This is a genomic window from Dialister sp. (assembly GCF_036343215.1).
Taxonomy (GTDB): domain Bacteria; phylum Bacillota; class Negativicutes; order Veillonellales; family Dialisteraceae; genus Dialister.
Window position 1 is genome coordinate 1 of sequence record NZ_JAZASU010000010.1, and the last position, 24,410, is coordinate 24,410.

At 49.4% G+C, this 24,410-nt stretch carries 20 protein-coding genes; all 20 read right to left on the reverse strand.

Features of this window, described 5'->3' with window-relative positions:
• Positions 1-644 precede the first annotated feature (644 nt).
• The gene (locus VZT47_RS03910) at positions 645-1,490 is read right to left on the reverse strand and encodes a substrate-binding domain-containing protein (RefSeq protein ID WP_330223667.1); all 846 of its coding nucleotides are present in this window, start codon (positions 1,488-1,490) and stop codon (positions 645-647) included.
• 2 nt (positions 1,491-1,492) lie between these two features.
• Entirely contained in the window at positions 1,493-3,202 is a 1,710-nt protein-coding gene (locus VZT47_RS03915) for a Na/Pi cotransporter family protein (protein ID WP_330223668.1), read from the reverse strand.
• A 613-nt stretch (positions 3,203-3,815) separates the two neighbouring features.
• Entirely contained in the window at positions 3,816-5,024 is a 1,209-nt protein-coding gene (locus VZT47_RS03920) for an aminotransferase-like domain-containing protein (protein ID WP_330223669.1), read from the reverse strand.
• Between the two features lie 838 nt (positions 5,025-5,862).
• Complete coding sequence (locus VZT47_RS03925; protein ID WP_330223670.1) at positions 5,863-6,219, reverse strand: Rid family hydrolase; 357 nt, start codon at positions 6,217-6,219, stop codon at positions 5,863-5,865.
• 17 nt (positions 6,220-6,236) lie between these two features.
• Positions 6,237-6,992 (reverse strand): TPM domain-containing protein, encoded by a 756-nt coding sequence (locus VZT47_RS03930; protein ID WP_330223671.1) that lies wholly within the window; start codon positions 6,990-6,992, stop codon positions 6,237-6,239.
• 9 nt (positions 6,993-7,001) lie between these two features.
• Positions 7,002-8,108: a hypothetical protein gene (locus tag VZT47_RS03935; protein WP_330223672.1), complete on the reverse strand. Its 1,107-nt coding sequence runs from the start codon at positions 8,106-8,108 to the stop codon at positions 7,002-7,004.
• A 279-nt stretch (positions 8,109-8,387) separates the two neighbouring features.
• The gene (locus tag VZT47_RS03940) at positions 8,388-9,686 is read right to left on the reverse strand and encodes an SPFH domain-containing protein (protein ID WP_330223673.1); all 1,299 of its coding nucleotides are present in this window, start codon (positions 9,684-9,686) and stop codon (positions 8,388-8,390) included.
• Positions 9,687-10,552: 866 nt separating this feature from the next.
• Positions 10,553-11,485, reverse strand: a complete 933-nt coding sequence (locus tag VZT47_RS03945) for a bifunctional riboflavin kinase/FAD synthetase (protein WP_330223674.1) — start codon at positions 11,483-11,485, stop codon at positions 10,553-10,555.
• Between the two features lie 3 nt (positions 11,486-11,488).
• Positions 11,489-12,340, reverse strand: coding sequence for a tRNA pseudouridine(55) synthase TruB (truB, locus tag VZT47_RS03950; protein WP_330223675.1), 852 nt, complete (start codon positions 12,338-12,340; stop codon positions 11,489-11,491).
• The gene (locus VZT47_RS03955; RefSeq protein WP_330223676.1) at positions 12,340-13,410 is read right to left on the reverse strand and encodes a DHH family phosphoesterase; all 1,071 of its coding nucleotides are present in this window, start codon (positions 13,408-13,410) and stop codon (positions 12,340-12,342) included. The genes truB and VZT47_RS03955 overlap by 1 nt, the downstream gene beginning before the upstream one ends.
• Positions 13,410-13,760: a 30S ribosome-binding factor RbfA gene (rbfA, locus tag VZT47_RS03960; protein WP_330223677.1), complete on the reverse strand. Its 351-nt coding sequence runs from the start codon at positions 13,758-13,760 to the stop codon at positions 13,410-13,412. The genes VZT47_RS03955 and rbfA overlap by 1 nt, the downstream gene beginning before the upstream one ends.
• A gap of 357 nt (positions 13,761-14,117) precedes the next feature.
• Positions 14,118-16,865: a translation initiation factor IF-2 gene (infB, locus tag VZT47_RS03965; RefSeq protein WP_330223678.1), complete on the reverse strand. Its 2,748-nt coding sequence runs from the start codon at positions 16,863-16,865 to the stop codon at positions 14,118-14,120.
• Positions 16,866-16,885: 20 nt separating this feature from the next.
• Complete coding sequence (locus tag VZT47_RS03970; protein WP_330223679.1) at positions 16,886-17,194, reverse strand: L7Ae/L30e/S12e/Gadd45 family ribosomal protein; 309 nt, start codon at positions 17,192-17,194, stop codon at positions 16,886-16,888.
• Positions 17,187-17,453, reverse strand: a complete 267-nt coding sequence (gene rnpM / locus VZT47_RS03975) for an RNase P modulator RnpM (RefSeq protein WP_330223680.1) — start codon at positions 17,451-17,453, stop codon at positions 17,187-17,189. Before rnpM ends, VZT47_RS03970 begins: the two co-directional genes overlap by 8 nt.
• Complete coding sequence (nusA, locus tag VZT47_RS03980) at positions 17,450-18,580, reverse strand: transcription termination factor NusA (protein ID WP_330223681.1); 1,131 nt, start codon at positions 18,578-18,580, stop codon at positions 17,450-17,452. The genes rnpM and nusA overlap by 4 nt, the downstream gene beginning before the upstream one ends.
• An 18-nt stretch (positions 18,581-18,598) precedes the next feature.
• Entirely contained in the window at positions 18,599-19,069 is a 471-nt protein-coding gene (rimP, locus tag VZT47_RS03985) for a ribosome maturation factor RimP (protein WP_330223682.1), read from the reverse strand.
• A gap of 492 nt (positions 19,070-19,561) precedes the next feature.
• Positions 19,562-20,257: a hypothetical protein gene (locus tag VZT47_RS03990; protein ID WP_330223683.1), complete on the reverse strand. Its 696-nt coding sequence runs from the start codon at positions 20,255-20,257 to the stop codon at positions 19,562-19,564.
• The gene (locus VZT47_RS03995) at positions 20,247-20,855 is read right to left on the reverse strand and encodes a lytic transglycosylase domain-containing protein (RefSeq protein ID WP_330223684.1); all 609 of its coding nucleotides are present in this window, start codon (positions 20,853-20,855) and stop codon (positions 20,247-20,249) included. Before VZT47_RS03995 ends, VZT47_RS03990 begins: the two co-directional genes overlap by 11 nt.
• Positions 20,856-20,864: 9 nt before the next feature.
• Positions 20,865-21,473 (reverse strand): dephospho-CoA kinase, encoded by a 609-nt coding sequence (gene coaE, locus VZT47_RS04000; RefSeq protein WP_330223685.1) that lies wholly within the window; start codon positions 21,471-21,473, stop codon positions 20,865-20,867.
• 329 nt (positions 21,474-21,802) lie between these two features.
• A complete protein-coding gene (polA, locus tag VZT47_RS04005) occupies positions 21,803-24,382 on the reverse strand; it encodes a DNA polymerase I (protein WP_330223686.1) in 2,580 nt (859 codons plus the stop codon).
• Positions 24,383-24,410: the final 28 nt, after the last annotated feature.

The following is a 24,410-nucleotide window of genomic DNA, read 5'->3' on the forward strand; positions in this document are numbered from 1 at the left end:
CGGGATGATGGAAAAGCGGGGATGCTTACATGTAAAAGGTTTTCTGCTGTACAGCTTTCCCGTTTACAAGGTTGTTAAAACAAAAAAGAAAATTCCTCCGGATGAAACAAAATTCCGGCAAAGCCAGACGGATTCTGTCACCGGCGTTGTATCACGGCAACGCAAACGTAATAGCTAACGATTTCTGCACCGATTGAGCCGCACATACGGAAACCTGGCAAAATGCCATCCAGATGTTTCAAAAGGAGGGTTTTCTTATGCCCAAAAGCCCGAACCAAAAGGTCCGGGCTTTTTTATTGGAAATTTTCCTGTCCGCCAAAGCCATTCCGATGAAAATCTGAAAAATATGCCTGCTGCGGAATCAAAGAATGAGATCAAAAAAGCCGTCCTCAGAATTCTGGGGACGGCTTTTTTGCGTTTATTCTGATTCACGAATGCCACAGTTGACCCAAACCATTCCGTGATCAGGTGACTCAAACTGCATACCAAATGGCGTCCTCCTGTTTGGGAAGGTCCACCTTTTCCGAATCACGAATCACGGGCCACGAACATGTCGAAATGTCTATACCGTTCTATGTCGTGGTGAGGCCAAATCACGAATACCGCAGCTGACTCAGGTCAAATTCGCCACAGCATAGCTCAAATTACTGTATGTCCTTCCACATCTTCCATTTCCCCGAGAATATCCCCTGGATCTGGTCTTTGGAGAGGCTCTGGACCGGGCTTTCCGCATTGACGATGATGGCGATCCCGTCTCTTGCCACCGGTTCAGTCTGAAGGAGTTCAGCTTCATAGCTCTTCAGATGCCTGGAAGACATGGCAAGATCCGCTTCTCCGCGGATGGCTGCGGTCAAACCTTTGGTGGAGTCGGTGACGTCGATATCGATTTTGACGGAAGGATTCTTTTCCATATATTTGCCGGAAAGGTCCTTCACCAGTTCTGCCATGGAGGTAGAGCCGGCGATCTTTATATTTCCTGAGGGTTTATCGGAAAGGAAAGTGGCAGGCGCGGAAATGGGCACGGCATAATGAGGCACGAATCCCTGGCCGGCGGTGTGGATGTACTTGATGAAATCCACCTCTGCCGGAGTCCTGTCCCCGTTCCAGCAGAGATAGTAGGTCCGGGTCAATGGATATTTCCCGCTGCCGATGGTTTCGTCATTGGGTTCAATCGTGTCCACCGATACCACTTTGATTCCTTTTGGCTGGATTTTGACCGCATTGAAGGCCACATAGGCGATGGCATTTTTGTCCGAAGCCACCTGTTTCATGGCTTCTTCCGTGGACTTTGCGTGATTCTTCGTCACTTCATCGGAAATGCCGGTCATAGAGTCGAATTCATTTTTCGTGCCGGACCCTTCTTCGCGGGCTACCGCATGGATTTCTCCCATGCCTGAGAGGTCCACTTTGGGGCCCGCCTTCCCGCCGCAGCCGGAAATGACGATAGATGCGGAAAGCGCAGCCAGAAGTACTAACCATTTCTTTTTCATGGTTATCCCTCCTTCTTCGGAGCTTCTTTGGCGCCCTTTCCCAGTTCTACGAAGGAAGCGGACGGATTGGCTTCCTCGGAAATGCTGACGCAGTTATCCGCCATACGGTCCATGGAGTACAGGAGTCCCCCATAGGCCGCCGTAAAGGCAGGACTGCATTTATTATCCTGGATACGCTGGAAATGGTTATGGTACGCTTCTTTCTGGAAATCGTGCAGTTCTTCCCGCTTGTTTTCCAGGACCTGGACAGAATCCTTATCCCCCTTCTTCACGGCATCCATGGATTCGGAGAACATTTCTTTATTCATGGTGAGGCAGTCGGTAAGTTCTTTCTTTGCGTCATCGGAGAACTGGTTCCCGTCAGCTGCCGCTTTCTGGGTGAAATTGAATATTTCCCCGATCCGTTCCGTAATGTGGCTGATATGGTTGGCCACAATCAGAAGACCTGCGGTCTGTTCCGCCTGCTGACGATTGAGACTGCCTTCGGAGAAAAGATCCGTAATGTACTGGTCAATATTTTTATTTAGTCCTTTGATGCCGTCTTTTTCCATGGCGAAGGCTGCTTTATCCTTGTCGCCGCCTTTTCCGGTAATGATGAGCTGCAGCTTATCCATCAGGCCTACAGTGAGTTCAGTGAGATGGGTCAGTTCCTGGGAAACCAGGTACATGGCCGCTGCGGGCTGGGAAAGCATTTTCACATCCAGGTAGCGGGGATCAAATTCACCCGGTGCCACTTCATCTTCCCCGCGAATGATGAATCTAACAATTTTTACCATCACGGGCAGGAGCGGCAGCCATACGAGGGTGCAGACGACGTTAAAGGTGGTATGGGCATTGGCAATCTGACGGGAAATAACGTCCAGCTCCGGCCCTGTTGGCGAAACCCACATGACGAACTGGGCGAACCAGGGAATGAGACAGAGGAAGATGACAGAGCCGGAAATATTGAAGACCGAATGAGCCACAGCCGTTCTCTGGGCATTCTTGGACTGACCAATGCAGGCGAGGAGGGCCGTAATGGTAGTACCAATATTATCGCCGAGAAGGATCGGGATAGCCCCGGTGAGGCCAAGAAGGGAACCGCCTCCGGGTCCGGGCTGGGCAGCAAAGTTCTGAAGTACCGCAATGGTTGCCGAAGAGGACTGAACCACCAGGGTCATGCACATACCAAGGGCCAGACCCAGAATCGGGATATCCTTCACTTCTGCCATCATATCGACAAAGAATGGACTTCCTGCCAGAGGTTTCATAACGTGGCCCATGATTTCGATCCCTTCAAAAAGAAGGCCGAAATTGAAAATGACGAGACCGATATTTTTCATCTTTTCCGACTTGGCCACGAAATTCATGATAAAGCCGATGAAAATGATGGGATAAATATAGTCGGACAGCTTGAAAGCCATGAGCTGGGCCGTCATGGTGGTACCGATATTGGCGCCGAAAATGACGGAAATGCCCTGAGGAAGCGTCATCAGCCCTGCGCTGACGAAGCCGATGACCATGACTGTGGTAGCGGAACTGGACTGGAGAACGGAAGTCACCAGCATACCGGCGATTGCCCCGAGCACTGCATTTTTCGTCAGCATGCCCAGGATTTTTTTCATCTTCTCCCCCGCCACCTTCTGGAGGGAAGAACTCATGCCATTCATCCCGTAAAGGAACATGGCCAGCCCGCCGATGAGGCCAAAGAAAATTTTCAGATTAGGATCCATAGGAAACTCCTTTCTCCAACCACGGAAACCGGAAAATGCGTCCCGTTTGCTTGCTTTTATCGTATCAACGGCTGGTACATGTTTTGAAAACTGTCTGTCAAAACTATGTAAAATGAAAATGAGGACTCCATGGGCCCCTTGTATGCAATCTGTAAATTCAGCGGGTGTTGCTACCGAAAAGTGCAGGCAGCTTCTGAATCCTTACGCCGATTTAAACCGCATACTATCCTTTTTCAGAAGAGAAAAAGTAGAAATACAGAAAATTGATAATTTTTGGTCAACTCCTTTTGAGAAGGAATAAGGAAAGCCGTTAGCCGTCAGCCGTTAGCCGTTAGCCATTAGCCTTCAGTCATCGACGTCCGGGATTCCGTTCCCAATCAAATAAGGGCGCTTCTAAATCTGATGCGCCCACCTTCCCGACAACCCCGATACTCCCGAGAATCCCGATACCCCCGATTCAAAAGTGAATTTCCTTTCAGCCTCCTTTTAACGAAAAGTGCTGGACCGAAAATTCCCACATAAAAAATAGACGCCCCAAAGGGGCGTCCACCTTTCACGGACCACGGCTCACGGACCACGCGCAAAGCCAGTCAATCCGTCATGTTTGCAAATCTTATTTCTTATCAGCCAGGTAAGCTTTCAGAGCATCTGCCAGTCTCTTTACGCCTTCTTCAATGACATCGTCGTCATTGTAGGAGAAGTTCAGACGGAAGTAGTTGCGTTTGCCGGATGCCGGGAAGAATGCATCACCTGGAACGTAAGCCACTTTTCTATCCAGAGCATACTGGAAGAGTTCGCGGGCATCGCAGTTTTCCGGCAGGGTGACCCACAGGAAGAGGCCGCCATGGGGATAGGTGCATTCTACGTCGGACGGGAAGTATTTCTTAATGGCGTCGCACATTACATCACGGCGATGACCATAGAGTTTGCAGTTATCTTTAATATGGCCTTCATAGTCATAGGTGGTCATGTACATAGCTGCTTCACGCTGGGTTACGGACGGAGTAGCCAGGTCGGTGGAGCCTTTGACAAGATCGAATTTCGGGAGGAGCTGGTCATTCAGGACGAGCCATGCCAGTCTCATGCCCGGAGCCAGGGTCTTGGAGAAGGTGCCGGAGTAAATAACGAGGTGTTTCGGATCCATGGTAACGAGCGGAGCGATTTCTTCGCCTTCGAAACGGAGATCGCCATAGGGGTTGTCTTCGAATACCGGAATTTCATACCTGGTTACGATTTCCATGAATTTCTTGCGGCGTTCCAGGCTCATGCAGCGGCCGGTGGGGTTCTGATAGTTCGGAATGACGTAGATGAATTTAACCTTTTCTTCGGAAGCGAGGACTTTTTCCAGTTCTTCCGGAATGATGCCGTCATCATCGGTGGGAACTTCGATATATTTCGGCTGTTCGAAATCAAAAGCGCCGATAGCGCCAAGATATGTCGGGCTTTCGCAGAGAACGACATCACCTTTGTCCAGGAATACGCGGCCGGTAATATCGAGGCCCTGCTGGGAGCCGGTAACGATCATGATGTTCTTCGGATCTACCTTTTCCATGCCCATGGGCTGGTACATACGGTTCATGCGGTCAGCAATAGCCTGACGGAGACCCATGAAACCAAGGGACGGACCATACTGCATAGCGCCGGCGCCATCTTCTTTTCTGACTTTGATAGCGACTTCGGTCAGTTCTTCCAGCGGGAAAGTCTTCGGTGCAGGAAGGCCGCCGGCGAAAGAAATGATATCCGGCTGAGCGGTCAGAGCCAGCAGAGCACTAATGTCGGACGGTTTCATGTTTGCCAGAACTTCAGAAAAACGGATTGCCATAAAAAATCTCTCCTTTACTACTATGGTGGCAGGAAATCCTGCCCCGGACTACCTTATATTACAGCCTGAGTCCCAGGTCCCCCCTGTGCCACAAGCGAATATAAACTATCGGTAATACTATTATTGTAAGACTATGACTATTCGTTGTCAAATATTTAGGAAATAGGGATAACGCTTTGTCATAAGGAAGCTGTAAGGCGTCAAGACTTTTGTATCAGGCATATCGGGGTTGTCGGGAGTCTCGGAGTTATCGGGGCGGTGGGCCGCCAATTTCCGGGCTGCCCTTATACGATCATCCCGGTCCCATATTTCTCAAGTATGCATTCTATGGAAAGATTTTTATGACTGCCAGAGGATTAGTGCTGATGATTGTCTTCCGGATTCATGACTTTTTCCTGATTGAATCTCAACAGTTGAGATGATTCTCTTTAATTATTCTCAACTGTCGAGATGAGGGTGTACAAAAATAGATATACTAACTTTAAAAACATTTGGTAATATAGTTATCAGTTATCAGTTCTCAGTGATTGTGGCCGCCTTTAAATAGAAAAAGGCGGCTCTTTTTATATAAAATATCCATTTTCAATGAGAATGATGGTTAAAAATGGCCCGCCATTCAATTTGCTGCGGGCCTCCTTCACTGATAACTATGAACTGATAACTGATAACTTTATAATTTCCGGCAGTTTTACCTGTTGTGTAATAATTGTACAGCCCCAAATTGATTTATTCTCAACATGTAATAAAAAAGTCATTTAAAATTCGCTGAAGTGAAATTTCATTTCAGCATTTTCCCCATTTCTATAAAATGAAAACGTCCCCTTTCAGGGACGTTTTTTCATTTCTGTGCGGCCCGCATGCTGATTTCCACGTTCCAAAGGGGACTGACCAGCAGCCCCTGGTAGGTAAAGCGGGCGGGAAGAGCATCCTGATTGACCCAGGCATTGATGATATCCCCTACCACATTCACATTTTTCCGGATATCAGGAATGATGACGGTGAGGTCCAGGATATGCTTTCTATCAGAGTGATTCTCTGCCAGGATTCGATCGAAATGGGCCAGGATTTCCTTTGTCTGGAGCGAGGCATCTGCTCCCGGCGTATCTCCTACGATGCCGGATGTATAAATGATTCCATTGTGAATGACAGCTTCTGAAAACCGACCGTTTCCATTTTTGAATTGAATTTCGCTCATAATTTTCTCCTTTCGGTTTAAAATCTTCCCCCGCCGCCTCCGTGACTTCCGTCGCGGCTGGAGAGGGTGACCCGGGGCTGTCTGGGCTTCCGGATTCTGGAAATATTCATGAAGAGGAAGATGTCTTTGGCCCCGCTGAGTTTAAAGCTTCCCGGGACAAGGTAGGAAGAAGCATTGTAGGAAAAGTCCAGGTTTTTCATTTTGGAAATGAGATGGGACCGGACGGCCATTCCCACAAGAAGGGACAGAATGACGATGAGGGGATAGGCCGCGTAATCCAGAGTGGATTTCTGCACGTAAGGTCTTCCCTCTTTAGCGTAGTAAGCAAGAAGTTTGTCGGAGGCGCTGATGTATTTCCGGAAGGCTTCGTAATAATTGCCTCGGGACATGGAGGGTACCATGTCATTTGCCAGCTGCTGAATGCCTTTTTCGTCGGTAATCTTTTTCCGCATGGCATTGTCGGTGGAAATATACCATTCCCGGGAGCCCATGGAAATCATGAGGACCATATTTCCATTTTTCCCTTTGAGGTTGTTATCCAGGTACCGGTTCGCATAAGTCCCGATATTTCCTCCGGGAATCGTATTGGCCGTGACGATCATCATGTGGACATCATATTTCTCGTCCATCTTCGAAAGCTCGGTCTCCACGATCTGTTTTTCCGTGGAAGAGAGAAGTTTCGCCTGATCCGACAGGTTTCCTGCCGCTTCTGCCCAAAAGACAGGCATCAGGAAAAGGGACAGGGCAAGGAGGATTTTCCATAGTTTTTTCATAGGCCCTCCTTACACGTTCAGGAACGCGGAAACAAGGAAATAAAAAATGGGAAGCATCACGATGGTGACCAGAGCAAAGACCATCCAGGATTTCTGTTTGTCATAGGGCAAAAATCCCACCACTTCTCCGGTCTGGCCATTCATCATGAATGTATAGGGCTTGTCATTGTACCGGGTGGTCAGGATCCATACGGGGAGAAGGGCATAGGAGGCATGGCCTCCTTCTTTCACTACTGCTTCATCGGTCATCCGGCATCTTGTATAGCCGGTCACCGTATCTTCCAGTTCACTCATGGCGGTCTGATGGACTCTTTCGTCCGCCCGGGGAGCGGCATTTTCTGCATCCACATCATATTTATCGGCAAGGCATCCTGCCATATAACCCGGGGTGAAAGGAACGAGCTCGGAAAAATCGAAGGGTTCCAGGGATTCCATGTACTGGTCATTCATCTTTTTGCTGCCGTCTACGGGGATATTTTTAAATTCCATGGTCCCATCCCGGCTGCAGTTATAAATGCTTGTCTGCGTAATGACTTCATCCGGCGTATTGATCACATTGTCCGTTTCCGCCCGGAACTCCCCACTGGCATGGACTTTGGAATCAAAAAGCCAGAAAGGCACGTACATGGCCTGGATATCTTCCACCCTGTTTTTAGAAATAAAATTGGAAGGCAGGAGGAATTTCCCTTCATAAAATTTTTTGAGCGCCGCCATGGCTTCGTCTTTGCTCTTTTTGAAGGGGAGGATGAAATCCGGTTTCAGCATGCCGGTGAAACGGGAAGGAATCATGGTGGGATTGCCGCAGTAGCAGCATTCCGTGGCCATGGTATTTTCGTCGCACACCAGCTCTGCCCCGCAGGCGGAACAGGTGAATGTGCGGAGATGGGCCATTTCCTCTTCGGTCCAGTCCTTTCCCGCCGCCTCCGTATCAAATTTTGATTCCCTGGCTGCTTCTGCTTTGGCTGCCATTTCTTCTTTTTTGGCAAAAAGCTTCTCCAGCGCCGCTGTTTCAAATTCCGTATCACAATAGGGACAGACGATTTTCTTCTGCCCCGGCACCATCTCCAGAGGCCCGCCGCAATTCGGGCAGGAGTAGGCGACTGTAGTATCGGCCATAGTGTCACCTCAATTCGTATGAAATGGCTGACCACAATCAGGTTGAAAATGATTCGGGCTATAAGTTATCAGTTATCAGTTATCAGAATCTCACATAAGGATGAATAACCAGTCTTACCAATCAGAGCTGTTCTTCCTCATCATCCGGTGTCCAGCCACTATGGGCTGGTATTTTCGTAATAAAGTTTCTCCACGAGAATGGTAAACTGAGAACCGCGAACTGATAACTGATAACTTTTATGACTTCAGTCTAATCGTAAACACTGTTTCCTTCAAATCCTAGGGCTTCTTCGTCCCGCAGTTGGTGCAGAATTTCCCCTGATTCATGGTTCCGCAGGAGGGGCAGGTCCAGCCGGTGGGTCTCGGCGCTCCGCAATTCGCGCAGAAGTTTCCCGTATTTCCCTTCTGCCCGCAGGAGGGGCAGTCCCAGGGTTTCTTTTCTTCCGGTTTCGGTTTTCCGCAGTTGCTGCAGAATTTCCCCGTATTTCCTTCTGCGCCGCAGGCAGGGCAGGTCCAGCCGGAAGTTTTTTTCTGCTGCGCCTGATATTCGGCCCGGGCTTTTTCAGCCTGCTCAGCCATGGCCTGGTACATGCCGCTTCCCGCATTTCCGGCCATATTCATACCCATAAATCCTACGGCAGCGCCCATATTTCCTTCATTTCCTGCAGCTGTCCGCATGGCATCCGTTGTAGCATCAGCCAGGGCTCCCATAGCGATATCCGGACGGGACATGGCAGCACCCATCTGCATTTTCTGGATTTTTGCCTCATCTTCTTCGTTGGCTTTCACGCTGTTCATACCGAAGGAAACAATTTCGATACCGCGAAGGTCCCGCCATTTTTTCGAGAGCACTTCGTTTAAGGCATCGGCCATTTCAAAGGTATGGCCCGGAAGCTCCGCATAATCGATGTGCTGCGCCGAAAGTTTTGCAAAAGCGGGCTGGAGGGCGGTCAAAAGTTCACTCTTGAGCTGGCTGTCCAGCATTTTCCGGTCATAGGTATCGGCCACATTGCCTGCCACGTTCGTATAGAAAAGAATGGGGTTCGTGATTTTGTAGCTGTATTCCCCAAAGCAGCGAATCCGCACAAGGAGATTGAGTCCTGTGGCCTGGTCAGACACTTTGAAAGGCACTTCGGCGGGAGTGCCGTATTTATTTCCAACGATTTCCTTCAGGTTGAAATAGTACACCCGCTGGTCTTTTCCCGTGTCTCCGCCAAAAGTGAAACGGCGTCCGATCTGGTGGAAGATTTCCTTCACCCCATCGCCCAGGGACCCTGTGAAAATGGAAGGTTCCGTCGATTTGTCATAGGTATATTCCCCCGGTTCTGCACAGAGATCCACCACTTTCCCCGATTCCACAATCATCATGCACTGGCCGTTATTGACGGCGATTTTTGAACCGTTGGAAATGATATTGTCTTCGCCGCCGGTATTTGAAGACCGGCTGAAACGGCTGATTTTCTTTTCCCCTTTCATCATGAGAATATCCGGGGTCATGCTGTCACAGTAGAAAAATTCTTTCCACTGGTCCGCCAGCACGCCTCCGATGGCACCGATTCCTGCTTTGATAAGACCCATAGTAATCCTCCTTGTAAAAAGAGTAAGCCTGATACTTATGCATTTCAAAAACTGTAAAAACGAGCGGAAAAGTTCTCAGTTCCTGGTTATCAGTTCTCAGTGATTATGCTTACCATCATTATAGTAAAAGCAGCTCTTGGGAAAATCCGGCCCACAGATAACTGCGAACTGATAACAGATAACTTTTAAATATCCCTGTTATCCATATTTTATCATAATAAAGACCGGGGCGCAGGCGAATGTTTTCCTCCCCGAAATCATAACTTTAAAATTTTATCTATGTTTTACATAGCTTGCAATCTATGTAATTGATAAACAGATAATTTACAAATTCATGTCATATAATTTATGAATTCCTATGTAAGTAATGAATGAATCTGCATAAAAGAAATATTGGATAAACCGGTATAAAAGATATATATTATAGTCACAACTTAAGGCAAAGGCCCGCAATGAGGCGGGATTTATAAATGGAGGCTCCCATGAAGGAAAATCAGGTCGAAAAAGAAGTTATTGTGGAAGAAGCAGAAAAGGAATCCATCTGCTGGGCTTTGCTCGAACTTCAGTCCAGAAAATAACCGACTCACCTGAAAGCCGCCGCAGGGCGGCTTTTTTCGTGGGACGTCATGAGAAGCTTGTCTCTCAATGAAGGGGCAGGCTTTTTAGTTAAAGTGATCAGTTCTTAATTATCAGTGAGGGTGTGCCCGCATCAAACAGGAAGCGGGCCCTTTTTTTATTTTATTCAGATAAGCAAAAGGAAGCTGCAGGAGAATCCCCTGCAGCTTCCTTTTATTATGTTTACTCCAGTTGGAACAGTTGAGGCTATCGTCCCGCCCTCCGCCTGTGCACAATATAACTGATAACTGCTAACTGTTAACTTTTTTCAGCAGCTTCTCCGCCTGCCCGATATCCACAGCAATTTGTGCCTTGAGCGCCTCGAAGGATTCGAATTTCCTTTCTTCCCGGAGGCGGCTCACCCATTCCAGGGTGAAGGGTTTGCCGTAGATGGCTTCTTCGAAATGGAAGATGAAGGTTTCAATCGTTCTTTCCCTGTTTCCAAAGGTGGGATTGGTACCGATATTGGTGATGGCATCATATTTCTTCCCATCCACGATGGCTCTTGCGGCATAGACTCCGTCGGGCGGGAGGACCCGGTCTTCCCGGAAGGACAGATTGGCCGTGGGAAAGCCCAGGACATCATGACCCCGCCGGAAACCGTGAACCACGTCCCCTTTCATGGAGTAATTTCTACCAAGAAGGCGGGCGGCTTCTTCCATATTTCCTGCAAGGACAGATTCACGGATTCTCGTGGACGAATAGGGCGCTCCCTTTCCTTCCACCAGTTTCACGATGTCCACGGTCACTTTTGAATTTTTGAAAAATTCCAAAAGGCCTGTGCTGTTTCCCTGAGCCCCTCTGCCGAAGGTGAAATTTTCTCCCACTACCAGGCCGGATAGATTTCCGATGGAAGAAAGATTTCTCATGAAGGTTTCTGCGGTTTCGGAAAGGAATTCTTTGTCCGGGGCGATAAAAATCGCCATTTTCATGCCTGCTTCGGTCAATGAAATGATTTTTTCTTCTTCTGACTGGAGAAGGGGCACCCGGATGTGGGGCGCCAGCACCGACATGGGATGGGGATAGAAAGTGAGGACTCCGGGAATGGCCCCTTTTTCGGCTGCCAGTTTCCGGACTTTTTCAAAAACCACCTGATGTCCCTTATGGCAGCCGTCAAAAAAGCCGATGGCCAGCACCAGCTTTTTGTCCTGTGGAATTTCATGGAGATGATGGTAGATTTCCATAGGTCAGTTGAACACTTTCTTTGGATGAATGATATTTCCGGAAACAGAAGCGATGCCAAGGAATCTTTCTCCGCTGAAAACGGCAGCCCTTTCAAGGTCTTCTCCCTTCGTCCGAAGCCGTTTTCCCTGGAGGAAATCAGCCGCTTTTTCTTCGGAGATTTCCAGCTGGGGCAGAGCGGAAAGGAGGGGATGAAGGTCCGTCAGGAGGGCGCCTTCCGGATTGTCTTCGATTTCTTCCAGCGATCTGGCTTCTTTCAGGGAAAAGGGTCCCATTTCCGTCCTCACCAGTTTGTCCATAGTGAGGAGGCAGCCCGCTTCCTTTCCCAGATCCCGCCCCAGGGCGCGGATATAGGTGCCTGCCGAACAGGTGACGGAAAGGCGGATATGAGGTACTTTTATTTCCACGATTTCCAGTTTATAAATGGTGACCGGCCGGGGCGGAAGGTGCACTTCCTTTCCTTCCCGCGCCAGTTTGTAGGCCCGCTCCCCGTTGATTTTTTTCGCCGAATAGGCAGAGGGCACCTGGAGGATATGCCCGCGGAATTTTTCCGCCGCTTTTTCGAAAACGGAAAGGTCTTCGGGAACAGGTCCCCTTTCGAGGACAGTTCCCGTCATGTCTTCGGTATCCGTGGAAATCCCCATGGTAAACTCCGCTTCATAGGATTTCCTGTGAATCGGAGCGTATTCGATGAGTCTTGCGGCCCGGCCCAGAAAAACGGGAAGCACCCCTTCCGCCATGGGATCCAGGGTGCCGCCGTGACCTATTTTTTTCTGATGGTAAATGCGGCGGAGTTTCGCAATCACGTCAAAGGAGGTAAAGCCTTTTGGCTTATATACATTGATGACTCCGTCCATCAGGATTCCTTCTTATCCCTTCCGACCATGTATTTTTCGCCGCCGGGAAGGTATTTCTCTGCCATTTCCACCAGAATGGGCAGGGCTTCGTGAATCGGTTTCTCAATGGTGCAGCCCGATGCTTTCCAATGACCGCCGCCCTTGAATTCTTTCGCCAGGGCGCCTACATTGCAGTGCTCCGTGGAACGAAGGGAAATGCGGGTAATGACCTTTCCCTTTTCGGTGCGATATTTCAAAAGAGCCGCAATCTGACAGCCTTTGAGGCTTCTGGGAATGGAGGCATAGGCATCGGAATTTTCACCGTCCAGTGCCATGGATTTTTCATCCATAAAAGCCGTCACGATCTGGCCGCCGGCAAAAGTCTGAATCGTGGATGCTACACGGCCCCAGCATTCCAGGGCCTCCGGCGTCCTTTCATCGAGGCGGTTGGAAATATAATCCGGTTTCGCCCCCATACCCACCAGTTTGGCAGCCATGGTCAAAGTATGTTCGCTGGTGCAGGAAAAGCTGAAGAATCCGCTGTCCGTGCAGAGGGCCATATAGAGGGCATTGCAGGTATCTTCATCCAGTGTAAGGCCCATATCGAAGAACATTTCCGAAAGCAGTTCCGCAGTCGCCGCATAGCGGTATTTCAGGTAGAGATAATCGGTGTAATGTTCATTGGATTCGTGATGGTCGATACAGAGGGAATCCACCCGGGGAAAATCAAATTTATCCCGTCCGCCCCGTTCCAGGTTGCCCAGGTCTGTAAAAATGAGGGCATCATAATCCCGGTCTTTCGGAATTTCGGTCAGTACTTTTTCCGAGGTTTTCACAAGGGTATAGACATGGGGCACCGGGTCCGGCAAGACCATATCCGCTTCTTTTCCCATGAGGAGAAGTGCATTGTGGAGAGCACAGATTGAACCCACATCATCTCCATCCGGATGTTCATGGCCGATGAGGAGAAAACGGTCATGGGATTTCAGGAATCCGATGGCTTCTTCTTTGGAAATTTCTTTAGAAGAACCCTTCTGAATTTCAACACCTGATTTGTTGATGAGCAGTTTTTCCTTCTTTTCTTCTGCCATTATTCCTCCTCCTTGTGAATTTTTTTCAGAAGGCCGTCGATATGCATGCCGTAATCCAGGGACTTGTCTTCTTCAAAGAAAAGCTCCGGGGTATAGTAAATCTTGAGGCGCTGGCCCAGTTCCTTGCGGATAAAGCCCTTTGCCTTGTTCAAACCTTCCAGGGAGGCCTTCTTTTTCTTTTCATCCCCAAAGAGGGAAACAAAAATTTTCGCTTCCCGGAGATCTCCGGTCACTTCCACGCCGGTCACCGTAACGAAACCGATTCGTGGATCTTTCAGGTCGTTCAGGAGCATATTGCTCACTTCCTGCTTGATGAATTCCTGTACTTTTCTGACTCGTAATTCAGACATTTTGTACCTCGCTATTTCTATGAAAAGTTATCAGTTAGCAGTTCGCATTGATCAGAATTATTTTTCCAACAACTCCCCTGTCACCGATAACAAAAATATATTTCAAAATCAATGAGGAATCTTCCCTTATTAGTATACCATATGGAAATATGGAAATAATGAACCGCCGACCCTTTCATTATTTTCGTTGTATAGAAAAAATAAAGGTTAACGGTACACCGCAAAAGTGATACCATTAACCTTTTATTTTTATTTCCGTTCAACCCGCTTGAATGGGAGACTGCGAACTGATAACTGATCACTATTAACTTTTATAACCAGTTTTCGCCCTGCATGACCGGAAAGTCATTCGGGAAATCATTCCAGCTTGGCCGCTTCTTCTTTCAGTTCGAAGGATTCCAGCTGGTCCCCTTCCTTCACATCACGATAGCTGTCAATGGCGATACCGCATTCAAAGCCGGCTGCCACTTCTTTCACATCATCCTTGAAACGGCGGAGCGATGCGATCTTTCCTTCGTGAATAACGATGCCGTCACGGATCAGACGGAGCTGGCAGGTGGAAGTGACTTTGCCATCCTGTACATAAGAACCGGCAACGATGACTTTCGGAGTATGAATAACCTGACGGACTTCGGCATGTCCCAGGACCACTTCCCGGATTGTCGGAGCCAGCATACCGGCCATAGCTGCTTTCACATCATCGATGCAGTCATAAATGACCCGATACAGACGGATATCGACGCCATCTTTTTCTGCCATGGCTCTTGCATTGGCATCCGGACGGACGTTGAAACCGATAATTAAGGCTTTGGATGCAGAAGCCAGCATGACATCGGATTCATTGATGGCGCCTACAGCAGAATGAACGATGGAAATACGGACTTCATCACTCTTGATTCCCTGGAGGGACTGAACGAGAGCTTCTACGGAACCCTGGACATCGGCTTTGATGATGATATCCAGTTCCTTCATTTCCCCTTCCTTGATCTTTTCAAAGATATTGTCCAGGGTGACTTTCTGTACGTTTTTCTGTTCTTCTTCCTTGGCTCTCGCTGCGCGGAGTTCGGCGATTTCTCTGGCCTTTCTTTCATCCATGACGTAGAAATGATCGCCTGCTTCCGGTACGCTGTCCATACCGAGGATTTCTGCCGGTGCGGAAGGTTCTGCATTTTTCAGTTTGCGGCCATTTTCATTGGTCATGGCGCGGACACGGCCCCAGCTCTTGCCTGCCAGGATTCCGTCGCCCACATGAAGGGTACCGTTCTGAACGAGGACGCTCATAACCGGGCCCCTGCCTTTATCCAGCTGGGCTTCTACGACTACACCATAAGCTTCTCTGTTCGGATTGGCTTTTAATTCCTGGACTTCAGCTACCAAAAGGATATTTTCCAGAAGATCATCGAGACCGATCTTTTTCTTTGCGGAAATAGGAGTCATGATGACATCGCCGCCCCATTCTTCACAGAGGAGGCCTTCCTTGGAAAGTTCTTCCTTGATCCGGTCCGGATTGGCGCCGGGTTTATCAATTTTATTGATAGCTACCATGATCGGTACGCCTGCATTTTTTGCATGATGGATGGCTTCTACAGTCTGAGGCATAACTCCATCATCGGCAGCTACAATTAAGACGGCAATATCGGTAATCTGGGCGCCGCGGGAACGCATGGCGGTGAAAGCTTCATGGCCCGGGGTATCGAGGAATGTGATCTTGTGTCCTTTGTAACGAAGCTGGTAAGCGCCGATTCTCTGGGTAATGCCGCCTGCTTCGTGCTGGGCCACATTGGTCTGGCGGAGCGCATCGAGAAGGGTGGTTTTACCATGATCGACATGACCCATGATGGTAACGACTGCCGGACGGGTCTTCAGGAATCTGGGATCATCCTTGGCCGGCGTATATTCGGTGGGATCCGCGGCCTGCGGAGCTTCTTTAATGGTGACTCCGAATTCTTCTGCCAGGATTTCAATGGTATCCCGGTCCAGATTCTGGTTGATGGTAGCCATAACGCCGTCCATCATGAGGGCTTTAATGATTTCGCTGACTTCGCGTCCGAAAAGTTCTGCCAGTTCCTTGACAGTTACGCTCGGAGGGAGTTCCACTTCTATCGGATAAGCGGCAGATTTTCTGTCAGCCATATGTTTTTTCTTTTTATTATTCTGATTGAGAGAACGGGCCATGAGGGAGCCGCCTTCTTTTTCACGGCGGGAACGTTCCCAGTCTTTCTTTGTCTTTTTCTTGGCCGGTTTTTCTCTTCTCTGTGCCGGAATGACCGGAGTTTCTTCCATGGAATCATTCTGGGCTCCCCGGTTCTGACGGTCCTGGGGCTTTCTGTCCTGATGCGGTCTGGCCTGTCTTTCCTGGCGCGGACGTTCGGAGAGTTCTTCCGGATATTCATAATGTTCGGACGTTTCCGGGCGGGTATTTCTGACCGGTCTTCCATTCCTGTCGCCGAAACGGTCTCCCGATCTTGCCGGTCTGTCTCCCTGGCGGTTCGGACGGTCTCCCTGACGGTTTCCGAAACGGTCATTTCTGTCTCTCTGGGGCCGGTCTCCCTGACGGGAAGTGCTGCCATCTCTCTGCGGTCTTGCCGGACGGAAAGTGCGGTCTGCCGGACGACTGTCCTGCCTGGTATTTCTTTCCTGGCGGGCTGCCGGTCTGGTTTCCGTTTTCGGGGCAGAAACCGGTCTGGTTTCTGTTTTCGGGGCCGGTTTTGGTTCTGCTTTTGGAGCCGGAGCCGGTCTGGTTTCCACTTTCGGAGCCGGTTTGACTTCTGTTTTTGGAGCCGCAGCCGGTCTGGTTTCTGCTTTCGGGGCCGGTTTTGGTTCTTCGGGGACGGAAATGGAAGAGTAGGAAGATTTCCTTGCTCCATCCTGCTGTTTCCGGTCCGTCGGGCGGCCCTGCTGGTCAAAACGGACCGTTCTCATGGGCGGACGCTTCTTTTTCTTCACGGAAAATTCCTTTTCCAGGATTTCCTTTGCGGAGTCATCCACACCGGAAAGACGGCTGGTGACGTCAAAATTATGTTTCTTCAAAACTTCTATTACTTCCCTGTCCGTTTTCCCAAAGGTCCTGGCCAGTTCGTAGACTCTGGATTTCTTTTTCTGCATAAGCAGCCTCCCATCTATCGTTATTTCCGGCTGTCAATCTTATCTGCGATTGCCCTGCCGAATCCTTTATCTGTAATCAGCGCGCAGGTGCGCACCCCTTTTCCAAGGGCCCGCCCCAGTCTTTCCTTCGTTCCAAATACTTTGATGGAAATATGGGTTCTTTCGCAGGCTCCTGTATATTCATCCTTCGTTCTTGGGGAACAGTCTTCAGTCAGCACCAGCAGGACTCCCTGCCTTTTTTTGATTCCGCCCGAGACCTGTTCATTGCCGGAGAGGATCTTTCCTGCCTTCTGTGCAAGACCCAGCATCCGGTAAATGGCTTCATCCATTTTCCACCTGCGCTTTCAGCGCTTCATATACATCTTTGGAGACAGGACGCTTCAGGGACTTTTCCAGTCCGTGGTTTTCATAGGCTTTATGGAAGCATTCGATATCGTCGCAGATATATACGCCCCGGCCCGATTTTTTCCCGGTCCGGTCCACTTCGATCACCCCGGTGGGGAGCGCCACAATGCGGAGGAGTTCTTTTTTCGGCTTCAATGAGCCGCAGCCCACGCATTTGCGCATCGGGATCTTTTTGACTTTCATTCCTGGTCCTCCTCACCGCCGGCTTCGATATCTCCCAGGATGTCATCATCTTCCATTTCTTCATCCTGCCCGAAGCCTTCTTCTTTCGCCTGGGTTTCGCTCTTGATATCGATCTTCCAGTTGGTCAGTTTGGCTGCCAGTCTTGCATTCTGGCCGGCCTTGCCGATGGCAAGCGACAGCTGGTAATCCGGAACGATGACGTAGGAAGATTTTTCTTCCTCCCAGACGGAAACGGAAATGACTTTTGCCGGGGAAAGAGCATTGGCGATGTAGATGGCCGGATCTTCATCCCAGCGGACGATATCGATTTTTTCATCATGCAGTTCGTTCACGATATTCTGGACTCTCTGCCCCTTGGGGCCTACGCAGGCGCCGACAGGGTCCACATTCGGGTCCATGGCATAAACGGCGATTTTCGAACGGGAGCCCGCTTCGCGGACTACGTTCTTGATTTCCACAGTGCCGCTGTAAATTTCCGGAACTTCCAGTTCAAAGAGCCGTTTCAGGAGGCCCGGGTGGGTTCTGGAAAGGATGATTTCCGGACCCTTCGTGGTCTTTCTGACTTCCAGCACATAGCACTTGATTTTATCATTGGTCTGGAAAGTTTCCCCTTCAATCTGTTCTGCATAGGGAAGAATGCCTTCCACACGGCCCAGATCCACGAAAATGGTGCGGGATTCGGACCATTTCACAGTGCCTGTAATGACGTCGCCTTCGCGGCCGGAGAATTCATCATAAATGGATCCTCTTTCTGCTTCGCGGAGCTTCTGGATCATCACCTGCTTGGCGGTCTGGGCAGCGACGCGGCCGAAATTTTTCGGAGTCACATCGATGCGGAGCATATCGCCGGCTTCGTAGGACGGATTGATTTTCTTGGCTTCTTCCACGGTGATCTGATTGATGGCTTCCGGATTTTCGGGATCAATGGTTTCCACCACGGTCTTTTCTGCATAAATCTTGTAATCCCCGGTTTCACGGTCCAAAGTAACGGAAGCTTTGCCATTGCTGCCGGTTTCTTTCTTATAGGCCGTCAGGAGCATCATCTCCAGGGCATCATATACTACATTTTCATCTACTTTTTTAATCTTTATCAGCCCATGGATGGCTTCGATCAGATTTGCGTTCACGATTTCTATTTCCTCCCGTTAAAATGAAAAATGAAGTCTCACCTGGGAAATCTTGTCTCTTCCCAGCGTTAATTTCTCACCGGATTCCATTTCCAGCAAAAGGGCGCCGCCCTCTGCCAGTCCTTCCAGTTTTGCCGTAAATGATTTGATTTTCGTTCCTTCCAAAGGGGCAAAAAGTTTGACGTCCACATCCTCGCCGGTGTAACGGATAAAATCCTTATCCTTTTTCAGCACCCGGTCCAGGCCCGGAGAAGAAACTTCAAGCATGTAGTTGTCCGGAATCAGGTCTTTCTCATCCAGAAGGGCGCCGGCCTTTTCGCTGACTGCCTGGCAGTCATCCAGACCTACGCCGTGTTCCGTATCGATGTATATGCGGAGAATCCAGTTTCTTTCCCGGACGTATTCCACATCCACAAGTTCTATGCCGCTTGTTTCCAATACCGGTTCCAGCAACTTTTCTACGGTTTCTTCGATTTCCCTGCGCGCCATATGCCCTCCTTGTCCATAGTATAAGAAAGAGTGAGCCGCGGCTCACTCTACAGGAAACTCTATTCAAACATACCGATAGTATTATAGCACATATTGTAAAGAGGGAAAAGAATTTTTTGTATGAAAACTGATTATAAAAAATAAGGGAAATATACTTTTGAATCGGGAGTGTCGGGATTCGGGGATATCGGGACTGTCGGGAAGGCGGCCGCCGGATTCACAGGGCGGCCCTTTCGGAGAGATTTCATCCAAAAGGCAGGAATATTCATCCAGTAATAAGGGCCGCCTGATTCAATTTCCCCTGTTTCTTTGAAATCCCTGTATTCCCTGCATAGCGGTCTATGTAATTGTATATGTCCGCAAGAAATAAAAAAGCGGCGCCTGTGATTTTGCGCCGCATCTTCCCGATAGCCCCGGGGCCCTCGTCAATCCCGGGATCCCCGATTCAAAAGCTGCTCATGATACTATTTCCACCACGGTTTCCATGCCCTTTCAGTCCGGTATCTCCGGATGTTCGTAGAGATTCTCAAGGTCTTTTACCAGATGGGTGGTGATTTTTTCTTCAAATATTTCCAGGTTCTTCGCGTCGTACTGATGAATGATGCCTGGAATGCCCTGGGCGCGGAATTCTCCGTAGTAATCCTCTCTATATATATTATAGAAAAATAATATGCCTGTATTCTTTTCCGGACATTCGTAGGCACAGATGATATAGGACCCGTTCAGGCCCAGGAGGGGCCGGTGGGGTTCGAGGGTCCTTTTATAATGGCCAATCGTTTCCGGAAAGAAGGGCGTATAGTCCCAGACCATGAAGGCTTTTCCACGGATCAGGACGGACACGTCTTCCCGGTGAATCAGTTCTTTTTCGATGTAGGCCGGAGTGAGGCGTTTCATGTTTCTCTGATATTCCTCGAATTCCCCGGTGATGAGTTCGATTTCCGTGAGGGTCACCATGGGGAAAAAGGTTTTCACCATGTAGTCCATGGTTTCTTCATCGAAAAGGGCGCGCACCTGCCAGCCCGTCTTTTCGTTTTCCCAGCAGAAGGCAAAGTAAATGCGTCCTTCCTGCCGGTCCAGCCTTTTCAGTTTGTATTCGCCGATTTCCGTGGGCAGTTCTTTTTCTATATCCCAGTCCAGGAATTTCTGCCGTCTTTCGGCTCTTGCTTTTTCCAGTTTATCATCTGCCACTTGTGACCACCATCTTTTCCGCTTCCAGCCTGTCCCTGCCGGAAATCACCGATTTTACGAATTCCCTCGTTTCAGGGAATGGAATCTTGTCCATATCCGTGAAATTTTCGGGCCACTTATTTTTCTCAATCCATTCGTCCACATTGCCTCTCCCCGCATTGTAGGCAGCCAGGGCAAAGACTTCGTTATTTTTATATTTCTTCAGGAGGTAACTCAGGTACCAGGCGCCGAGGGGGATATTCTGCTCCGGGCTTTCCAGATTGTCCGCCGGCAGGCCGCTCATTTCGGAAATCCAGTCTGCCGTTTCCGGCATCAGCTGCATCATGCCGACGGCACCTACATGGGAAATGGCTTTTTCATTGAATTTGCTTTCCGTCAGGATCACCGCCTCCAGGAGGCTCGCGGAAATTCTTTCTTCCTGGGCGCACTGCTGGATGGTATGGGCCACCCTTTCACTGGGACGGAGCAGGAATTTTGCAGACGTCATAAAGAGGAAAAGGGCGCAGAAAAGGGCGAGCAGAAAGGTGAAAACCATGGCACCCGTATTTCCCGAATGCCGCTGGACTTCATGCTTCTTCCTCTTCAATGCGATTCTCATAGGTTCTCCTTACTCCGGAAATACAAATCCCGGTACGTGCTCTAAAGCTTTCCGCACCTGTGCTCTCGTTTCTTCTATGGAATGACTGTTGTCGATGATGACATCGGCATAATTCATTTTATTCTCTGTAGGCATCTGTTTCCCGATGCGTTCCAGCACCTGGGCCCTTGTAAAATTGTCCCTTGCCATGACCCTCTGGATCTGAATTTCCAAAGGCACTTCCACCAGCCAGACTTCTTCTACCCGGAGCTGCCAGGAAATTTCAAGAAGAAGGGGCATATCCAGGACGGCAATTTCATAGCCTTCCTCCTGGGCACGGATCAGTTCTTCCCAGGTCCGGTGCCAGATGAAAGGATGAATGATGCCGTTCAGTTTCTGCCTTTTGGCTTCATCGGTGAAAACGATTTCCCCCACCTTCAGGCGGTTTAAATTGCCGTCAGGAAGAAATATGTCATCCCCGAATTCCTCGCGGATTTTCACCATAGCCGGGCCTCCCGGAATCACTGCTTCCCTTGCCAGCCTGTCCCCGTCAATAATGGGGATTCCCAGTTCTTTCAGATAGGAGGAAACCGTGGACTTTCCGCTGCCCACGCCTCCGGTTAAACCGATACGATACAATGAAATTCTCCTTTAAATTTTTACTTTCAAATCTGTCCTGATTCGTCTGTCCATCGGGGTGCGGGATGCGGGGCGGATATGGTTTCCCTGCGGGAAACCAATCTTTTTATATGGCCTTCGGCCCTCATCTATCCCCGGGCACGAGATACAATCACAGGTCACGGAACACGGACCACGATTCAGACAAATGACTCTATCCCCATCACAATCCGGACCAGATCTACCAGCCCGCTACCCAATTATGATGCGGGCCACCTTCACGAACCACGAAACACGAATCACGAAAACCGCTAAAGTTCTCCAACCGGAAGAACAAGCCTCCCCACAAACTACTTCGTTTCCGCCCAGTTTTTCCCTTCATTCACGTCAGCCACCAGGGGAACTTTCAAGGTGACTATATTTTCCATGGTATTTTTCAGAAGTCTGGAAATTTCTTCTTTTTCTTCACTGGTGACTTCAGCGACCAGCTCATCATGGACCTGCAAAAGGACACGGCTCTTGTAGCCGCCTTTTTTCATGCGGTCATACACTTCGATCATGGCCATTTTCATGATATCGGCAGCAGTTCCCTGAATCGGTGTATTCATGGCGGTCCGTTCGGCAAAGGAACGGCGGTTGAAATTTTTGCTCCGGATATCGGGGAGTTCCCGGTACCGACCGAAAAGGGTGACGGCCCTTCCTGTTTCTTTGGCTTTTTCCACCATTTCATTCATAAAGGAATGGATGGACGGATAGCGCTCGAAATATTTCGCGATATAATCGGCTGCCGCCTGGCGGGAAATCCCCAGCTGCCGGGCGAGACCGAAATCGGAAATACCGTAAATGATACCGAAATTGACGGCTTTCGCATGGGAACGCTGCTCGGGAGTGACTTCTTCAAAAGGAATTCCCAGGACTTCGGCAGCGGTTCTGCGATGGATATCTTCTTTATTGATGAATGCTTTGATGAGGCTTTCGTCTCCCGACATATGGGCCAGAACGCGGAGTTCCACCTGGGAGTAATCGGAGGAAATAAAGCAGTCATAGCCCTCTCCCGGCACGAAAAGGGAGCGGATTTTCTTTCCTTCTTCGCTGCGGACGGGGATATTCTGCAGATTCGGGTCCGATGAGGAAAGGCGGCCCGTGGCAGTGACGGTCTGATTGAAAGAAGTATGGATGCGGCCCGTATCTTTACGGATGAGGAGCGGCAGAGCTTCAAGGTAGGTGGAAATCAGTTTCGTCAGGGTCCGGTAACGGAGGATATTATTGACAAAGGGATAGGCAGCAGCCAATTCTTCCAATACATCGGCGGCGGTGGAATAGCCGGTTTTTGTCTTCTTTCCAGCAGGGAGGCCCATTTTTTCGAAAAGGATGTGACCCAGCTGCTTTGGCGAATTGATATTGAAGGGCTCTCCCGCTTCCACATAAATATCCTTCATGCAGATGCGGACTTCTTTTTCCATTTCCTTTCTGACTTCGTCCCACCGCTTCTGATCCGTAGCGATACCGGCGATTTCCATGGAAGAAAGGACTCTGACGAGGGGCTGTTCCACTTCATCAAAAAGTTTTTCCACTCCGTTTTCGGAAAGTTTCTTCCTGGCCGGTTCATAGAGGGAGGCAAGGAATCGGGAAATACAGCAGCCCTTGTCCGCTTCGGTGGGCATATCGTCGGGGAATATTTCCGGTTTTTCAAAAAGTCCTGCCAGATAGGAGAAAGGATAGGTCATTCTCGTGGGATCCAGAAGGTAAGCGGCGATGGAAATATCAAAGAAAGGAAGGCCATCGGTGGGGAAATCGGATTCCATGAGGAGTTTCGAATCTTCGATCACCAGGGCTTTTGCCTTTTTCAGGGCTTCGGAGGCTCTCTGCCACTGGTCTTTCCCGATTTCATAAGCTTTGTCATCCACAGAAATAACGACGGAACCGGCGGAAAGGAATGGTTTCAGTCCCGTGAACTTTGCGCGGATGCCCACGATTTTTCCATCCGTGGAAATAGAATCATCCCACTCTTCCACTTTGGGCCGGGACTGTTCATTTTCCACTTTTTTCTGCTGTGAAAGCATCTGGAACCTTGGAAGATTGGCAAATTCATCAATCATGCGGATGCCCAGGGTGGAGAAAATCTTTCTCATTTCTTCGATATGGATGGGCTGCTTCATATCCTCCAGTGTCGTTTCGAGGGGCACATCCCGTTTGATGGTGGCCAGTTTATAGGAAAGATAGGCCATATCTTTATTTTCAATGAGTTTTTTCTTCCTAGCGCCCTTGATTTCTTCCACATGGGCATACAGATTGTCCAGGTCCTTATACTCCGTCAGAAGTGAAAGGGCTGTCTTTTCGCCGATTCCCGGGACTCCCGGGATATTGTCTGCCGTATCCCCCATGAGAGCTTTGATATCAATCACCTGGGACGGAGTGATATGGTATTTTTCCATAATCGCTTCCGGCGTCATGCGGGCCATATTCGTAATCCCCTTCTGGGTCAGAAGGACAGTTGTCTGATCACTGGAAAGCTGGAGCGCATCCCGGTCTCCCGTTACGATATCTACGGGAAGTTCATTTTCATACCGGGCCGAAAGGGTTCCCAGCACATCATCCCCTTCATAGCCGGGAATGCTGTAAACCGCCACTCCCATGGTCCGGAGCACATCAATAATCAAATCAAACTGGGGCACCAGTTCATCAGGCGCCGGTTTTCTCGTCGCTTTATAGCCATCATACATTTCGGTGCGGAACGTATGACGGTCCTTATCAAAAGTCACGGCCATGTATTCGGGGTCCAGATCCCGGTAAAGACCGAGCAGCATGCGGAGAAATCCATAAATCGCATTCGTAGGGGTCCCATCCGGAGCCGTCATGGTTGGCGGCAGGGCATAAAAAGCGCGGAACAGGAGACTGCTTCCATCGATAATGACCAGTTTCTTTTCCATACATTCCTCCCGTGAAGAATTTTCAGGT

Coding starts and splice junctions, on each gene's coding strand:
- VZT47_RS03910 (WP_330223667.1), bottom strand. CDS start 1,490: ATGAAAAAGAAATGGTTAGTACTTCTGGCTGCGCTTTCCGCATCTATC.
- VZT47_RS03915 (WP_330223668.1), bottom strand. CDS start 3,202: ATGGATCCTAATCTGAAAATTTTCTTTGGCCTCATCGGCGGGCTGGCC.
- VZT47_RS03920 (WP_330223669.1), bottom strand. CDS start 5,024: ATGGCAATCCGTTTTTCTGAAGTTCTGGCAAACATGAAACCGTCCGAC.
- VZT47_RS03925 (WP_330223670.1), bottom strand. CDS start 6,219: ATGAGCGAAATTCAATTCAAAAATGGAAACGGTCGGTTTTCAGAAGCT.
- VZT47_RS03930 (WP_330223671.1), bottom strand. CDS start 6,992: ATGAAAAAACTATGGAAAATCCTCCTTGCCCTGTCCCTTTTCCTGATG.
- VZT47_RS03935 (WP_330223672.1), bottom strand. CDS start 8,108: ATGGCCGATACTACAGTCGCCTACTCCTGCCCGAATTGCGGCGGGCCT.
- VZT47_RS03940 (WP_330223673.1), bottom strand. CDS start 9,686: ATGGGTCTTATCAAAGCAGGAATCGGTGCCATCGGAGGCGTGCTGGCG.
- VZT47_RS03945 (WP_330223674.1), bottom strand. CDS start 11,485: ATGGAAATCTACCATCATCTCCATGAAATTCCACAGGACAAAAAGCTG.
- truB (WP_330223675.1), bottom strand. CDS start 12,340: ATGGACGGAGTCATCAATGTATATAAGCCAAAAGGCTTTACCTCCTTT.
- VZT47_RS03955 (WP_330223676.1), bottom strand. CDS start 13,410: ATGGCAGAAGAAAAGAAGGAAAAACTGCTCATCAACAAATCAGGTGTT.
- rbfA (WP_330223677.1), bottom strand. CDS start 13,760: ATGTCTGAATTACGAGTCAGAAAAGTACAGGAATTCATCAAGCAGGAA.
- infB (WP_330223678.1), bottom strand. CDS start 16,865: ATGCAGAAAAAGAAATCCAGAGTCTACGAACTGGCCAGGACCTTTGGG.
- VZT47_RS03970 (WP_330223679.1), bottom strand. CDS start 17,194: ATGGATGAAGCCATTTACCGGATGCTGGGTCTTGCACAGAAGGCAGGA.
- rnpM (WP_330223680.1), bottom strand. CDS start 17,453: ATGAAAGTCAAAAAGATCCCGATGCGCAAATGCGTGGGCTGCGGCTCA.
- rimP (WP_330223682.1), bottom strand. CDS start 19,069: ATGGCGCGCAGGGAAATCGAAGAAACCGTAGAAAAGTTGCTGGAACCG.
- VZT47_RS03995 (WP_330223684.1), bottom strand. CDS start 20,855: ATGAGAATCGCATTGAAGAGGAAGAAGCATGAAGTCCAGCGGCATTCG.
- polA (WP_330223686.1), bottom strand. CDS start 24,382: ATGGAAAAGAAACTGGTCATTATCGATGGAAGCAGTCTCCTGTTCCGC.